Below are 13,875 nucleotides of genomic sequence, written 5' to 3'. Positions count from 1 at the left end.
ATTCACACGCGCAGCCCGTAATTTTTCCCCAAAAAAAATCCCCATCGGACGATTCTCCGATGGGGATCTTCCATTTACACCAGCTCGCCGCGCAATTCAGCGCTGCAGACTACCCTGCGGGGGCACCCCTTTAACGCCGGGAAGCCGGTCAGCGGAACCGTCGCCAAGCAAACGCCTAGTCGTCGAGTTCGGCGATAACCTCGTCGCTGATGTCGGCGTTCGAGTAGACGTTCTGCACGTCGTCGGACTCTTCGAGAGCGTCAATCAGACGGAAGAGCTTGCGTGCACCGTCAGCATCGAGAGCCACCGTGGTAGAAGCGCGGTAGTCCTGATCTGCGGAGTCGTACTCCATTTCGGCATCGACAAGAGCGGTGCGGACATTCATCAGATCGGTAAAGGCGGAGACAACCTCGAACTTTTCGCCCAGGTCGTTGACCTCCTCTGCACCAGCATCGAGAACCGCCATAAGCAGGTCATCCTCGGTCAGCTCGCCCTTCGGCAGCTCGACGACACCCTTCTTTTCGAACAGGTAAGCCACGGCGCCGTTGTCTGCCATGTTGCCGTTGTTCTTGTTGAACGCCGAGCGCACATCGGAAGCAGCACGGTTACGGTTATCAGTCAGGCACTCCACAATCAAAGCGACACCACCAGGTGCGTAACCTTCGTAGACAATCGTCTCCCAGTCAGCACCGCCGGACTCCTCGCCGGAACCACGCTTGCGGGCACGCTCAATGTTGTCGTTGGGAACCGAGGCCTTCTTGGCCTTCTTAATCATGTCATCGAGGGTGGGGTTACCAGCAGGATCACCGCCGCCGGTACGAGCCGCGACCTCGATGTTCTTGATCATCTTTGCCCACTCTTTGGCGCGCTTGGCGTCATTAGCAGCCTTCTTGTGCTTTGTGGTTGCCCATTTTGAATGACCCGCCATGTGCTAGTTCCTACCATTCCTCTCGTCAATACCCATGTAGATGGGAATTCGTCAGGTGTTCATTATACAAACCGGGGATTTAAATGCCGACAAGCTCTCGCAAAAAGAACTCGTGGAGCCGCGTCTCCCCCGTCGACTCCGGGTGAAAGCTGGTGGCCATCGCAGCCCCCTGCTGTACTCCGACCACTGTACCTGCGGTCTCTCCAGCCGATTCTGGCACCCGCGCTAGCACCTCAACATCATCACCGACACGCTCGACCCACGGTGCGCGAATAAAGGCGGCGTGCACAGGCGGCTGGTCACCGCTGATCGCCAGCTGCGGAATATCCAAGTCAGTTTCGAAGGAATCCACTTGCCGGCCAAATGCGTTACGACGGACGGTGATGTCAATCACCCCCAGGCTAACGGCATCCGCACGGGTATCGAGCACTTGGTCGGCAAGCAAAATCATGCCGGCGCAGGTGCCATATGCCGGAAGGCCATCGCGGAGGGCTTCCCGCAGCGGGTCTTCAAGCTCATTGAAGACCATCAACTTGCTCATGGTCGTGGACTCGCCGCCGGGCAAAATTAACCCGCTAAGTCCTTCCAAGTCGCGCGGCAAGCGCACCTTTCGGTGCGAGACGCCGAGCTGGTCAAGAACATATCCGTGTTCGGCAACGTTGCCCTGAAGAGCTAGGATACCGATTGTTTCCTGTGTCATTAATCTAGGTTCTCACTGCGAGCATCGAAGTTCGTCGCCACTGGCACGGGCTCAACCCCCGGAGCCAGGCTTCGGGTCAGCCCTTCCTGCGTGACGACGGCCACGAGCTCGCCCTTTTGGTTAAAGATGCGACCGTGAGTCAATGCGCGACCCGCGTGCGCCGATGGCGAAATCTGGTCGTAGAGCAGCCATTCATCCGCACGGAACGGACGCATAAACCACATCGCGTGGTCGAGGCTGGCTTCCTGGACTTCAACGCCTGGATGCGGAACGAGTGCCGATGACAGCAAAGTCATATCCGACATGTACGCCAGCGTGCAGACGTGGAAGGTCTCGTTATCCGGCAGGCGATCCTTGCACCGGAACCATACCAGCTGCTGGGACGGGGTGTACTTGTTGTGTTCGAACTGATCATCCGGCACTACCCGGATATCCCAGTCCGCCCACTCGCGCATTAGTAGACGACGAGTGTTCGTCATCTCAGACGAGTCGGTGACCACATCTTCAGGATTTGGCACCTTGCGCATCACGTCAGAGTGCTCGAGTCCCTCATCCCCCTTACGGTGGAAGCTGACCTGCATTACGAAAATCGTACGGCCATCTTGCACAGCTTCGACGGAGCGGTGGCAGAAAGACCGGCCGTCGCGAATACGCTTGACCATGTACACCGTCGGGATATGGGGGCGGCCCGGGCCTACAAAGTAGGCGTGGAGGGAGTTCACCGCGAAGGTATTACCCACCGTGCGCGTCGCCGCGACGAGGGACTGGCCGGCAACTTGGCCACCGAAAGTGCGCTGCAGGATTGACTTAATGACTGGGCCACGGAAAATGTCCCGGTCAATCTGCTCCAGATCTAATACCTCGCGGATGTTAGCCATTTTTACCAGCCACGCTCAGCGAGTCGGTGCGGCTGCGGAATCTCGTCGACGTTGATGCCGACCATTGCCTCGCCGAGACCGCGGGAGACATCAGCGATGACCTTCGGATCATCGTAGTGCTGGGTTGCCTGGACGATAGCCTTGGCGCGCTTCTCCGGATCACCGGACTTGAAGATACCGGAACCAACAAAGACACCCTCAGCACCGAGCTGCATCATCATTGCAGCGTCAGCCGGAGTTGCAATGCCACCTGCGGTGAACAGCACGACTGGCAACTTACCGGTCTCAGCGACCTCGCGTACCAGCTCGTACGGTGCCTGCAGCTCCTTGGCGGCAACGTAGAGCTCGTCCGGAGCCATAGAACGCAGACGGTTAATCTCAGCGCGGATGGTGCGCATGTGAGTCACAGCGTTGGAGACATCACCGGTACCGGCCTCGCCCTTCGAGCGAATCATGGCAGCGCCCTCGTTGATGCGGCGCAGAGCTTCACCCAGGTTGGTCGCGCCACAGACGAACGGCACGGTGAAGTCAAACTTGTCGATGTGGTTCGAGTAGTCGGCCGGGGTCAGAACCTCGGACTCGTCAATGAAGTCAACACCGAGGGACTGCAGAACCTGTGCCTCAACAAAGTGGCCGATACGGGCCTTGGCCATAACCGGAATGGAGACGGCATTGATAATGCCCTCAATCATGTCCGGGTCAGACATACGTGACACGCCACCCTCTGCGCGAATATCGGCGGGGACGCGCTCCAGCGCCATCACGGCAGTTGCGCCGGCATCCTCAGCGATCTTGGCCTGCTCCGGAGTAACGACGTCCATAATGACGCCGCCCTTCATCATCTCAGCGAAACCGCGCTTGACGCGTGCGGTGCCCTGCCCGGAGTTGTTCTCAACCGTGCTCAACGAACCCTACTTCCCTAATAAAACTGGTGAATGTGACTGTTTGTAGTCGTTTAACACTATAACGCCTGAACTAGACAGTGCTGTTCATTGAGTCAGAAAACACCGCGAACTTCCAGCACAACAGCGGGTTTTCCCACAATTAAGCCGTTGTCAGTCCATCTGCAACATCGAAATATTCCGGTTCAGGTGCAGTGCCCGCCAGCCGCAGCACGCGCACTAGCGGCCTGGCTCGCAGTGCTTTCGTATCCGTCACCGCATCATTGTAGAAACGGCGGGCGAGCTCGAGCCGCGTATGGGCGTCAGAAAGCTCAATTGCCATCGTCCGGTCCACGGGCTGTTCCTCATAGAGCGCCACAATTTTCCTAGTCAGTTCGTTTTCCACGTCTGCACGCTGCCCAGTGTTGTTGGCTCTAAGTGGTGTGGCTTCCACCTTCGCCACTACGCCGGCGAGTTCCGGGTAGGCGGCACGAGCGACTGCGGCCCTTCGCCCCAACGCCGCTTCCAGTGAAGAACGCGCCAAGTCCGTGCGAATGTGCATACGGTTCAAACGCGTCGCTGTCGATGAAGCCACCAAACCGCCAACGAGTACGACAATCAGCGCAATGACTAGGACAACGACCCAGATTGGAACGGTTACGTCCACCGAAAACCCACTTTCACTCCGCTGCGTTTAATCAGCTGCCACGACGGAAATCTCTATGGCGCAATGACGACCTTTTCGCCATCCATGCGCACCGTATCGTACACACGCAGAACGCCGTCGGCGACCTGCGACCAGTCATACTCCCAAGCCCGCTTATGCCCGAGTGCGCGAAGCTCCTCCCCCAACTTTGGCTGCGTCAAAAGGCGTACGACTGCATCCGCAAGGTCTGCGGAGTTACCGTTTTCAAAGTGAAGCCCGTAATGGCCGTCGTCAAGCACGAGTTTGAACGCATCGATGTCGCTGGAGATCACCGGCGCACCCGCCGCCATCGCCTCTACCAGCACGATGCCGAAACTCTCCCCACCACGCTGCGGGGCAATGTACGCATCCGCATCGGCGAGTATTGACGCCTTAGCATCCTCCGACAGTCTGCCGACGAAATGCAGGACATCTGCGTTTCTGCCCGCTTTACGACGAGCTGCCGCGATATCACCATCACCAACGACACAGACCTCAAGCTGTGGAATCTCCGCACGTATTGTTGGCAACGCGTCGAGCAAGACGTCAAAGCCCTTACGAGATTCGTCGAAGCGTCCGAGGAAGACAAGCCGATAGACCCCTTCACACCGTGGCGGAATCTCAGGCAACGATGAGGCGGCCGGGCAGGACTCGAAATCTCCAACACGGACACCATTGGGAATGAGAACCGGGTCGCCGCCGAGTTGCTCAACCTGCCAGCGACGCGCCACTTCCGAGACAGCGATACCTCCCCGAATGCGTTCGAGGTACTTCCGCAAAAATGGCGTGGCCAGCTTCAATGCCAGGGAATCTGTCGCCGCAGAGTGATAGGTCGCGACGATTGGGCCGACCGAGTTTACTAACGACAGCATGGAAAAACTGGGCGAATTCGGCTCATGGATATGAAGGATGTCAAAGTTACCTTCCTCGATCCATGTGCGGACTCGACGGCTCGTGCGGGGACCAAAAGAGAGCCGAGCGACCGAGCCGTTATACGGAATCGGGATGGCGGCACCACCTCGAACAACGAAATCCGGCACGTCCGCCTGCGCGCTAGCCGGGCCGATAAGACTGACCTCGTGGCCGCGACGGATAAACTCCTCACACAAGTCAATCGCGTGAGCTTGAACCCCTCCTGGGACATCGAACGAGTACGGGCACACCATTCCGATTCGCACGGCTACTTTGACCTCTTCTTATCCGCCGGCCACAGTGGCTGCATCATGTGCCAATCCGCTGGATGCTGGGCAATATCAGATTCAAAACCAGTAGCGATGTCCTGGACAATGTCAGGTAGATCGCGCCCCTCAGTCGGCACGAATGGATGCGCTACAAAACGCCAACCATCGCGCGTGTAGGACAGGCCCGCGGGCATAAGCCGAGCGCCCGTGTCCTGTGCCAGCTTTGCTGCACCGACCGGCATTGTCGTCTGCTCGCCGAAAAAAGTGACCGGGACCCCGTGGCCGCCGAAGTCACGATCAGACAGCAGGCACACAACGCCACCTTCTTCCAATCGCTTCTGCAGTTCCGGCATCGCGGGTTTGCCACCGGTAAGCGGGAGAATGTGGAATCCGAGGGATTCGCGGTACTCCACGAAAGCGTCGTAAAGTACCTCTGGCTTCAGCCGTTCCGCCACGGTACTGAACCGACCATGGCGGGAAACGAGCCACATACCTGCCATATCCCAGTTACCAGAATGCGGCAGTGGGATGACGATGGAATCTCCGGCCTCGAGGGCCTCAGCAACTCGTTCGAGCCCATCGCTGGTGGATTCGACCGTGTCTGCCAACTCTGGCGACGCGATGGAGGGCAACCGGAATGCCTCCACCCAATAGCGTAGATAGGAACGCATGGAAGCCCGAATAAGACCTTGCGGCACTTCCTCAGGCGAACAGCCCATAACGCGAGCCAGGTTCTTGCGAAGCTGGCGGGTAGTCGCTGGATTTGCTGCTACACGATCGGCGGCTATGTTGCCGATGCGGTAGGCCACGCGTTCCGGCAGCAGACCAAAAATCTTCCACCCGGCCATATAGCCGAGCGCAACGAAATCATCTTTCGAGCGAGGCAGGAAGAAACTAGTCATCGTATCCTCCTTTAGTTGTTGGAATCAGCCGAACCCGTGGACTTCGTAGCAGAGTCAGGGTTGATAGATGAACTATCAGCTGCGCCTTCTGGCGGGGCGATGGGATCCAACGCTCCTGGCTGCTTAGCCACCATGTACAAGCGCTGAACGACGGTGAATACCGACCCAATCGCCAGGAGCCACATTGCGACGTAGAGGGCATAGTCCACGCCAAGCCCCTGGAGCCCAATGCCGATTAGACCGATAATCAGGCGCTCCGCACGTTCGACGAGACCGCCGTTGACCTTGAGGCCGCTAGCTTCTGCCCGAGCCTTAACGTAGGAAATGACCTGGGAAGATCCCATGGTGATCAGTGTCAGAATAAGCAGCACTGAATCCGCGTCATGGTGATACACCACCCAATACGCTATCGCCCCGAACAGTGCAGCATCCGTAATGCGGTCACAGGAAGCATCCAGCGTCGCTCCGTATTTCGTTCCCTGCCCTCGAAGTCTGGCCATCATGCCATCGAGCAGGTCAAAAGCAGTGAAAATAGCGATTGACACCGCAGCTGCGAAAAGATGGTTGGTAGGAATCAGGATTACCGCAAGCAGAACGGAAACTACCGTTCCCACCAGGGTGACCGTGTTCGGGCTAATGCCGACCCGCAAAAGTGCAGCGGCAATCGGTTCAACTACTGGGCGGATTGGAGCCCTGCCACGGACACTCAGCATGCTGCCCCATCCTCTTGATTAAGGGCACGCCAGCCGTCGGCAAGCAATTCGCGAGTCTGACGAAGAGCCTGCGGCAACACTTTGGTGCCATCGATCACGGTCATAAAATTGCTGTCACCCGACCAGCGCGGTACGACGTGCATATGCAGGTGATCGGCGACCGAACCGCCGGAGGCCTTGCCCAAGTTGAAACCTACATTGACGGCGTGCGGACGCGAAACCGATTTGAGAGTACGAACCGCATGCTTGGCAAATCGCATCATCTCGGCTGTTTCTTCGTCGGTCAAGTCCTCAAGGTTGGCGACTTCGCGATATGGAACCACCATGAGGTGCCCTGGGTTGTACGGGAACAGATTCAAAACGGCGTACACCCACTCGCCGCGAGCGATAATGAGTGCTTCCTCATCGCTTTGCTTCGGCAAATCAACGAAGGGGTTACGGGATGGCTTGGAGTTATGCACACCACGCTTGACGATGTAATCCAGCCGGTACGGTGCCCATAAGCGCGTGAGCCGATCCGGTTCGCCGTAACCGCTGTCAACGTATACGCCATCAGACGATTCTTGCTGGCCGGCATTGCCCTGCTGCTGCGGAGGCAACTCTTCACTTCCCGACTGATTCACTGCCATCCCCTTCGTTGCGTGGCCGGAACCCCATTCGAGCCCCGACCACATATATTTCTCTGCTGTAGTTTACGACCTCGCGGTCAACTTCTTTGGATTACCACGCGTGGTTCACCAGTTAAAACAACGCAGTCGAATTAGAGAGCGTTAACGACCTCTAGAGAGCAGAGACATTCTCCTTGTTCGGCTGTTCGTTATTCCGCGAAGCAACCCAATCACAGATGATGTCCACAGCCTTCTCAACTGCCACCCCGTTAATCTGGGTGCCATCGAGGAACCTGAAGCTGACGGCACCTGCCTCAATGTCACGGGCACCAGCCAGAATCATGAACGGAACCTTGGCCTGGGTGTGGTTGCGAATCTTCTTCTGCATGCGGTCATCGGACGTATCCACGTGGACGCGGATGCCACGAGACTTCAGCTGTGCAGCAAAGTCCTCCAGGTGTGGGATACAGTCATCCGCAACCGGAATACCAACAACCTGTTCCGGAGCCAGCCAAGCCGGGAAAGCACCTGCGTAGTGCTCCAATAGGACGCCAAAGAAACGTTCGATGGAGCCGAAAAGCGCACGGTGAATCATAATCGGGCGCTTCTTGGTTCCGTCAGGTGCGGTGTACTCGAGCTCGAAGCGCTCCGGCAGGTTGAAGTCGAGCTGTACCGTCGACATCTGCCAAGTACGGCCGATGGCATCGCGGGCTTGGACGGAAATCTTCGGACCATAGAAAGCGGCTCCGCCCGAATCAGGAACGAGCTCGAGGCCAGAAGCATCGGCAACGCGCTGGAGAATAGCTGTGGACTTCTCCCAAATTTCATCCGAGCCGACGAACTTCTTTTCGTCCTTCGTAGACAGCTCCAGGTAGAAGTCATCCAGGCCGTAGTCACGCAGAAGCGAAATGATGAAGTCGAGGACATTAGTGAGCTCTTCTTCCAGCTGATCCTCGGTGCAGTAGATGTGGGCATCGTCCTGCGTAAAGCCACGGGCTCGGGTAAGACCGTGGATAACGCCTGATTTCTCGTAGCGGTAGACGGTGCCGAACTCGAACATACGAATCGGAAGTTCACGGTAGCTGCGACCACGCGATGCGAAAATGAGGTTGTGCATCGGGCAGTTCATCGGCTTGACGTAGTAGTCCTGCGGAGCCTTGGTGCAGTTGCCGTGTTCGTCATATTCGCCGTCGAGCTGCATCGGCGGGAACATGCCATCCGCGTAGAAGTCCAGGTGACCAGACTTCTTGAACAAGTCACCCTTAGTTACGTGCGGCGTGTTCACAAAGTCATAGCCCGCTTCGATATGACGGCGACGGGAGTGCTGCTCCATCTCGTTGCGGATGATGCCACCCTTGACATGGAATACCGGGAAACCAGAACCAATCTCATCCGGGAAGCTGAACAAATCCAGCTCGGAGCCCAAACGGCGGTGATCGCGCTTCTCAGCCTCGAGCATGCGGTCGAGGTACTCGTCTAACGCTTCCTTGGACTCCCACGCAGTGCCGTAAACACGCTGCAGGTTATCTCGAGATTGGTCACCCCGCCAGTACGCAGCGGAAGAACGCGTGATCTTAAAAGCAGGGATGTAGCGGGTGGTCGGCACGTGCGGGCCGCGGCAAAGATCAAACCACTCGGTCTCGCCAGTACGCGGATTGACGTTGCGGTAGCCGGTCAAGGTCGTACCTGCACCACCGACGTCGACATTGGCCTCATCATCTTCGGACACCTTGCCGGCCGACTTTTCAACAATCAGCTCGAGCTTATACGGCTCGTCGGCAAGCGCTTCCTGCGCCTCATCAGCAGACTCGAACGCAAAGCGCTCGAACCGCTGACCAGACTTGATGATCTTCTTCATACGCTTTTCGATGCGCTTGAGATCCTCCGGCGAGAAAGGTTCATCGACACGGAAGTCGTAGTAGAAACCATTGTCGATGGCAGGGCCAATGCCCAGCTTCGTCCCAGGGAACTCCAACTGCACGGCCTGAGCCATCACGTGAGTCGCAGAGTGGCGGATGACATCGCGACCGTCCGGAGTATTCGCCGGAACGGGCTCGAAGACGGTTTCCACTTCTGGCTTAAAGGACAAATCCTTCAAATTGCCTTCAGGGTCGCGGACACAAACGATGGCGTCAACGCCCTTGTTCGGGAAACCCAGGTCTCTCATCGCCTCGCCCGCAGAAACTCCTGCGGGCACGGAAAACGGTGCTGGGGTTGCAAATTCTTCTGACACGGCGTGCGTGTACTCCTTTTCAAAGTGTCTTCGAAAATCACATACCTGGTGACCTTCGTCAGTCGTTCACACACTTTACCGCACGGCCAAAACTCAGGCCTCGAAAAGGTCCTGCGCCCAGTACTCCTCCTCAGAAGTTCCTCGCGGCATGACAAACACAGCGGATCCAATGTGGAAAATCCACTGATTGAGACGGTCGTTCTTGGACAGCCGCTCCTGAATCGGATCGAACTGCTCCAACGGGTCCTTCTGGAAACAAATGAATACCAGGCCGGTGTTGGTCTCGAATCGACCATTCGGTTCCGGTGGCAGGTCATAGTTGTAGACCCGTCGCAGAATCCTTTGATTAGGTTTCTCCTTCGGAGGCATTGACAGTGCAACATGGCTGTTCGGATCCGTCAGAGGCAGACCATATTCATCAGTCTTCGCCAGGTCGACGGTCTCAAACTCGTCCTTACCGCCAATTGGCGCACCGGTGCCGATATCTCGGCCGGTAATAACAGTGCGGCTTTCGCGGTCCAAGACATCCCAGCCTGGAATATCCATTTCAATACGGCGGACAACCATCGCTGTACCGCCCCGCAACCAGTCCGGGCCACTATCAATCCACACTTGCTTGTCGAATTCTTCACGAGTGCGCGGGTTGACCGTACCGTCCTTCTGACCGAAGAGATTACGCGGGGTTTCGCCTTCCTGCCTAGAACCATTGGCGTGCTGGAAACCAGCTTGCACCCAGTGGACATCCAAATAGGAACCCGCATTTCGGATCATCATTCGTGCCGCATGAGAGACCATTACCGGGTCGTCCGCACAAATCTGCAGGCACAGGTCTCCGCCGTTCCACTCCGGGCGAAGCTCATCGTTAACGTATTTTGGCAGATCCCCCAGCCACTCCGGCTTCTGGTCTTCCCTATCGATGATTGTGAAGAAGTTTTCCCCATATCCAACTGTGATAGTCAGATTGGCCGGACTCCCCATGAGCTCGGGTTCCAAATCCGTTCGAGTAGCCTTGCCGGCTGTCATTCGGCGGGCATCATCCGTCCAGGCACGCATGAGGTTTTGAAGGCGATTGCGATCTACCCCCTTCTTCACGTTGAAGGCTATTAGCCATAGATTCGCCTGTGCGGGCGTCGCAATCCCCGCCTGGTGAGCGCCATCAAAAGGTACGGTTGCTGTCTGCAAAGGCGGTTTCGGCGGCTCTTCCTGTGGACGTTCCAACCCAATCGCCTGGGCTTCCGGCGCCCCCAGGGCGAGCGCTGAGGCTCCTGCGGCGGTGCCGAGCCCGCCAAGAAAACGCCTTCTGGAAAAGCCTTCGGACATTTTGTGCACTCTTACCTTTCTGATTACTTCGAACTGGAGCACATGAGGTGGCTGGGGATTCGCCAATTTTTTAATAGCTTCAACGCAACCACTGGCCTATCCAATTCGACCGTATCGAAAACCTTTTTCGGAAAAAGAAAAGCGCCGGAGTTCGTTGCATATGCTGCAATAACCTGCCAACCCCAGCGCTTCTGCCACCATTAGATTCCAGTTAGTCAATTCCTCGACGTACCTGAGCTCACGCCCGCTTTACGACGAGCGATTACTTGACCAACTCGTCACAAGAATTAGTGACCCGAGTGATCCATCTCACCGCCGCCCATGTGCTCTGGGTTGTTCAGGTCACCGTCATTACCGTAGTCCTCTTCACCTGCTGGCTGGACGCGAACCTCAACGTCCTGGGTAATGCTAGAGCCGTCGGAAAGCTCAATGACGAGCTTGTATTCAGCTCCCACATCCATAGCTTCATCATTGTCCATAATCATGAAGTGAGTGCTACCCGGTTCGAGAACGAGTTCGCCATTAGCCGGAATCGTCAAACCTTCCGGCACCTCGAACATCTTGCCGTCCTTGGTGTCGTGCTGCTCGAACTTCGTGCCTTCCTTCAGCCCCTCAAGCTTGAAGGAGGAAACCTTGATGTCCCTATCGGTGTTGTTGGTCAGCGTACCGAAGATGGCGGTCATGCCCTTGTCAGCCGGCTTTTCCTTGATGTAGGCATCGGCCAGCTGCACAGCAGCATCGCTCTTCTCCATCTGAGAGGTAGCTTCGGTCGCAGCGGAGGTTGCGGACTCAGTCACTTCAGCAGCAGTGTTATCGTCGGACGAGCATCCTGCCAGAGCAAGGGTCAGGGCTGCGGAACCAGCGATCAGTGCAGTTGCAGTGCGATTGAGCTTCATGTGTCTATTTTGCCTTTCGATTAATAACGATGACGACAGCGGCGATGATGACGATGAGTCCACCACCGAGGCCATAAGCCCATAGCGGTATTGACTTCGTTTCCTCGGCGTGCGCACCGGTCTGACGAGATTCTGCCCCAGCTTCGGCTGCGCCAGCAGCATCCGGATCAGCCACTGAGAAAGTGGTCTTACCCCGAGTGGAGTGGCCATCCGAGGACGTGATCTGGAAACCAATGATGTAGTTACCAGGGCCTGGATTAATATCCTCAGGGATATCCAAAGAGACCTCATTACCTACTACCTCTGGCTCGTGGGAGTACAGGACTTCCTTGGCATCTGCATCACTAATTGCAACGGTGTTGAAATTGTTCTTGGGGTTGCCGGAGAACTTGAGAGAAACGTGGTGCGGAAATTCATCGAGAACCTGCTTGTCGCCTGGGTTAGACGACAGCACGGAATCGTGGGCATGCGCGGGGCCAGCATTAATAACTGACGCACCTGCAAAGACTACAAGCGCCGCAGCGGCGGCTACTGCACGCCGGAAACCCGACTTTGAGAACCGAAACGTTTCGCCTGAAGCGACCCGGGGACTCACTAGAACAGTTCAACTCCTTTAAGCGGGACAGTTCGAGAAGAACAGCAGTAGTCTGACCGCTGCCCTTATACCTATTGTCGGATGGTAGTCCAGAAAAGTTCCCGAGAGGGACGAATATAGTTCAGGTCACACAGCAAAACCCCAGCCGCGCAGTTTTTATACGATGCGTCGACCGGGGTTTTAAATGGTAGTCCCAACTGGGTTCGAACCAGCGACCTTTCCGGTGTGAACGGAACGCTCTTCCACTGAGCTATGGGACTCGGACAGAAAAGCATTATGCCTTTGCTGCTCTGCGGAATAAGTTAGCACGCGTTTTGGGAATTTCCCTAATTGAGTTTCTTTGCGTTTGCGATTCCGCAGCTCGAAGATTTCTTACCCCTCCTATGGGATTGCATGCCGCTAGCGACTCGATAGCCGCCCAGGAACAAACCCGCGAAAGTGAATAAATGACATAGTTGCGATTCAGAGGCGTCAAAGATCCGCCTTTAGCCCAATCCCCACAGGCACAATACAGATGCTCACCTGGTAATTTGTAATCAATCGCACAAGCACGCTAAAGTATCTTTCGCACCGCAAGAGAGCAATTGAGATTCTTCTTCGCTCTTCTTGCAACGTGATGCGGATGTAGCGCAGCTGGTAGCGCATAACCTTGCCAAGGTTAGGGTCGCGGGTTCGAGTCCCGTCATCCGCTCTGGTTTCTCAAGAAGTTAAGCTCTGTGGTATAACTTCGAGGCAACCACTGAGGCGGCAGCCTCACGGTGGAATGGCCGAGTGGCGAGGCAACGGCCTGCAAAGCCGTGTACACGGGTTCGATTCCCGTTTCCACCTCAGCAGAGATTCCTTACCGGTTTCGATGTAATGCGCGTTTAGCTCAGCGGGAGAGCGCTTCCCTGACACGGAAGAGGTCACTGGTTCAATCCCAGTATCGCGCACCACGTAAGCCCTTATGGGCGAGCGTATTTGCGGATGTAGCGCAGCTGGTAGCGCATAACCTTGCCAAGGTTAGGGTCGCGGGTTCGAGTCCCGTCATCCGCTCAGTGCAAAACCCCCTTCTCCTGGAAGGGGGTTGCGCTTGAAAGCTTCTATATAGCTTTTACCCCAGCGCGATTAGCTCAGTGGGAGAGCGCTTCCCTGACACGGAAGAGGTCACTAGTTCAATCCTAGTATCGCGCACCACGTAAGCCCTTATGGGCGAGCGTATTTGCGGATGTAGCGCAGCTGGTAGCGCATAACCTTGCCAAGGTTAGGGTCGCGGGTTCGAGTCCCGTCATCCGCTCAGACTAACCCCCTCCCCGGGTATCCGGGAGGGGGTTTTCGTTTAACCTTTGCTAGGCAACCAGTTTCATTGAGTCCTA

At 56.5% G+C, this 13,875-nt stretch carries 13 protein-coding genes and 7 tRNA genes; 6 read left to right on the top strand and 14 right to left on the bottom strand.

All coding sequences use genetic code 11. The annotated features are described in order from the left end of the window. Positions 1-175: 175 nt before the first annotated feature. The 14 genes from CRD20_RS10620 to CRD20_RS10555 form a co-directional block, all read right to left on the bottom strand. Positions 176-928: a YebC/PmpR family DNA-binding transcriptional regulator gene (locus tag CRD20_RS10620; RefSeq protein WP_049172992.1), complete on the bottom strand. Its 753-nt coding sequence runs from the start codon at positions 926-928 to the stop codon at positions 176-178. Positions 929-1,007: 79 nt separating this feature from the next. Continuing rightward, on the bottom strand, positions 1,008-1,628 hold the full coding sequence (gene pdxT / locus CRD20_RS10615; protein WP_187405386.1) for a pyridoxal 5'-phosphate synthase glutaminase subunit PdxT: 621 nt from the start codon (positions 1,626-1,628) through the stop codon (positions 1,008-1,010). After that, positions 1,628-2,506 (bottom strand): acyl-CoA thioesterase II, encoded by an 879-nt coding sequence (locus tag CRD20_RS10610; RefSeq protein WP_187405385.1) that lies wholly within the window; start codon positions 2,504-2,506, stop codon positions 1,628-1,630. The genes pdxT and CRD20_RS10610 overlap by 1 nt, the downstream gene beginning before the upstream one ends. A 2-nt stretch (positions 2,507-2,508) precedes the next feature. After that, a complete protein-coding gene (gene pdxS, locus CRD20_RS10605; protein WP_005511452.1) occupies positions 2,509-3,411 on the bottom strand; it encodes a pyridoxal 5'-phosphate synthase lyase subunit PdxS in 903 nt (300 codons plus the stop codon). A 139-nt stretch (positions 3,412-3,550) separates the two neighbouring features. Further along, positions 3,551-4,054: an NUDIX hydrolase gene (locus CRD20_RS10600; RefSeq protein ID WP_187405384.1), complete on the bottom strand. Its 504-nt coding sequence runs from the start codon at positions 4,052-4,054 to the stop codon at positions 3,551-3,553. A gap of 53 nt (positions 4,055-4,107) precedes the next feature. Then, positions 4,108-5,250, bottom strand: a complete 1,143-nt coding sequence (locus CRD20_RS10595; protein ID WP_187405383.1) for a glycosyltransferase family 4 protein — start codon at positions 5,248-5,250, stop codon at positions 4,108-4,110. Between the two features lie 2 nt (positions 5,251-5,252). Beyond that, a complete protein-coding gene (locus CRD20_RS10590; protein ID WP_187405382.1) occupies positions 5,253-6,155 on the bottom strand; it encodes a phosphatidylinositol mannoside acyltransferase in 903 nt (300 codons plus the stop codon). 11 nt (positions 6,156-6,166) lie between these two features. Beyond that, positions 6,167-6,868 carry a phosphatidylinositol phosphate synthase gene (gene pgsA, locus CRD20_RS10585; RefSeq protein WP_187405381.1) on the bottom strand — a complete coding sequence of 234 codons (702 nt, stop codon included), beginning with the start codon at positions 6,866-6,868 and terminating at the stop codon, positions 6,167-6,169. Then, positions 6,862-7,497: an HIT domain-containing protein gene (locus tag CRD20_RS10580; RefSeq protein ID WP_042388668.1), complete on the bottom strand. Its 636-nt coding sequence runs from the start codon at positions 7,495-7,497 to the stop codon at positions 6,862-6,864. The genes pgsA and CRD20_RS10580 overlap by 7 nt, the downstream gene beginning before the upstream one ends. A 151-nt stretch (positions 7,498-7,648) precedes the next feature. Continuing rightward, positions 7,649-9,643, bottom strand: a complete 1,995-nt coding sequence (thrS, locus tag CRD20_RS10575) for a threonine--tRNA ligase (protein WP_222866307.1) — start codon at positions 9,641-9,643, stop codon at positions 7,649-7,651. Positions 9,644-9,802: 159 nt separating this feature from the next. Then, on the bottom strand, positions 9,803-11,029 hold the full coding sequence (locus CRD20_RS10570) for a Dyp-type peroxidase (RefSeq protein ID WP_187405379.1): 1,227 nt from the start codon (positions 11,027-11,029) through the stop codon (positions 9,803-9,805). Between the two features lie 287 nt (positions 11,030-11,316). Further along, positions 11,317-11,925 (bottom strand): copper chaperone PCu(A)C, encoded by a 609-nt coding sequence (locus CRD20_RS10565; RefSeq protein ID WP_187405378.1) that lies wholly within the window; start codon positions 11,923-11,925, stop codon positions 11,317-11,319. Positions 11,926-11,929: 4 nt separating this feature from the next. After that, entirely contained in the window at positions 11,930-12,520 is a 591-nt protein-coding gene (locus CRD20_RS10560) for a copper resistance protein CopC (protein ID WP_187405377.1), read from the bottom strand. A gap of 185 nt (positions 12,521-12,705) precedes the next feature. Next, positions 12,706-12,780, bottom strand: a tRNA-Val gene (locus CRD20_RS10555). A 358-nt stretch (positions 12,781-13,138) separates the two neighbouring features. Between CRD20_RS10555 and CRD20_RS10550 the strand changes: the two genes are divergently transcribed. From CRD20_RS10550 to CRD20_RS10525, 6 genes are all read left to right on the top strand, one after another. Next, positions 13,139-13,211, top strand: a tRNA-Gly gene (locus CRD20_RS10550). Positions 13,212-13,277: 66 nt separating this feature from the next. Further along, positions 13,278-13,348 (top strand) — tRNA-Cys (locus CRD20_RS10545). A gap of 32 nt (positions 13,349-13,380) precedes the next feature. After that, a tRNA-Val gene (locus CRD20_RS10540) sits at positions 13,381-13,455 on the top strand. A 27-nt stretch (positions 13,456-13,482) separates the two neighbouring features. Next, positions 13,483-13,555 (top strand) — tRNA-Gly (locus CRD20_RS10535). Positions 13,556-13,621: 66 nt separating this feature from the next. Next, positions 13,622-13,696: transfer RNA gene (locus CRD20_RS10530), tRNA-Val, on the top strand. Positions 13,697-13,723: 27 nt separating this feature from the next. Beyond that, positions 13,724-13,796, top strand: a tRNA-Gly gene (locus tag CRD20_RS10525). The last annotated feature ends 79 nt before the right edge of the window (positions 13,797-13,875 follow it).

It is taken from the genome of Corynebacterium sp. LK33, from assembly GCF_014334955.1.
GTDB classification, from domain to species: domain Bacteria; phylum Actinomycetota; class Actinomycetes; order Mycobacteriales; family Mycobacteriaceae; genus Corynebacterium; species Corynebacterium jeikeium_D.
The sequence above is the reverse complement of the archived record's forward strand: the minus strand, read 5'-3'. Positions and strand labels throughout refer to the sequence as shown.

Coding starts and splice junctions, on each gene's coding strand:
- CRD20_RS10610 (WP_187405385.1), bottom strand. CDS start 2,506: ATGGCTAACATCCGCGAGGTATTAGATCTGGAGCAGATTGACCGGGAC.
- thrS (WP_222866307.1), bottom strand. CDS start 9,643: ATGAGAGACCTGGGTTTCCCGAACAAGGGCGTTGACGCCATCGTTTGT.
- CRD20_RS10620 (WP_049172992.1), bottom strand. CDS start 928: ATGGCGGGTCATTCAAAATGGGCAACCACAAAGCACAAGAAGGCTGCT.
- CRD20_RS10570 (WP_187405379.1), bottom strand. CDS start 11,029: ATGTCCGAAGGCTTTTCCAGAAGGCGTTTTCTTGGCGGGCTCGGCACC.
- CRD20_RS10565 (WP_187405378.1), bottom strand. CDS start 11,925: ATGAAGCTCAATCGCACTGCAACTGCACTGATCGCTGGTTCCGCAGCC.
- CRD20_RS10590 (WP_187405382.1), bottom strand. CDS start 6,155: ATGACTAGTTTCTTCCTGCCTCGCTCGAAAGATGATTTCGTTGCGCTC.
- CRD20_RS10580 (WP_042388668.1), bottom strand. CDS start 7,497: ATGGCAGTGAATCAGTCGGGAAGTGAAGAGTTGCCTCCGCAGCAGCAG.
- pdxT (WP_187405386.1), bottom strand. CDS start 1,628: ATGACACAGGAAACAATCGGTATCCTAGCTCTTCAGGGCAACGTTGCC.
- pgsA (WP_187405381.1), bottom strand. CDS start 6,868: ATGCTGAGTGTCCGTGGCAGGGCTCCAATCCGCCCAGTAGTTGAACCG.